We start from the raw sequence: 732 nt of genomic DNA, 5'->3' as shown, positions 1-732 counted from the left end.
ATCTGTAATCTTAAAGTAACGACCCCAGTATATTTTGGAGTCAGCCTTACCCGTATTACCACCTAGAGGTCCAGATCCATCAAAGCCGTTACCATTGTTCTCAAGATGTAAGTCATCAGGACCTAAGTAACCCTGGATACCTAATTGACTAATCAAGGTAGTTGTACCAGCAGCACCTTGGTCGGGACCCTGACCATCAGTATCTAGACCAGCAGAACCTAGCTCATAACTTGAACTTGCCAAGCCAATTGCATCGATTTCAAGACGAAAGTCGACAGCATGCTCTAGGACTAGCTCTGCAGTATGAAAATCGTCTAATCCAAATCTACCGTCAGCTCTATACTGATCGATACCGCCTTCTGAAGCCCAGCCATCAGTAAAGTCAAAATGGATTACCAAATCACCATCACCATATGTGCGCTTATCGTCAATTACAGCGTTATCACGAGTTGAGTCAATACCGTTTGCAACACTAACAAACGTCGTATCAGTATTCCCATCATTTACATACATCTGAGCAATATCACGCATATTGGAAAAACCATATGCAAGCTCATTATCACCGTCGGTACCATCACCGGCGATGTCAATCTCAAGCCGTAAGTTGTCAAGCATCGTACCTGCAGAGCCCGTACCATTACCCAACGAGTTACCACCCATACGGATACCTTGAATCAACAAATAGCCTGCATCGTGATATGCGAACTCTCCGATCTCCCACTGACTTTCTAC

Annotated in this window: 1 protein-coding gene; it reads right to left on the bottom strand. The window is 44.5% G+C overall.

The features are described from left to right. Positions 1-732: DUF6160 family protein (locus A3756_RS27235; RefSeq protein WP_197481159.1), on the bottom strand; the 732-nt coding region annotated here is incomplete at both ends.

The sequence above is a fragment of the Oleiphilus sp. HI0086 genome (genome assembly GCF_001635225.1).
This window is presented reverse-complemented; position numbering and strand designations above follow the sequence as displayed.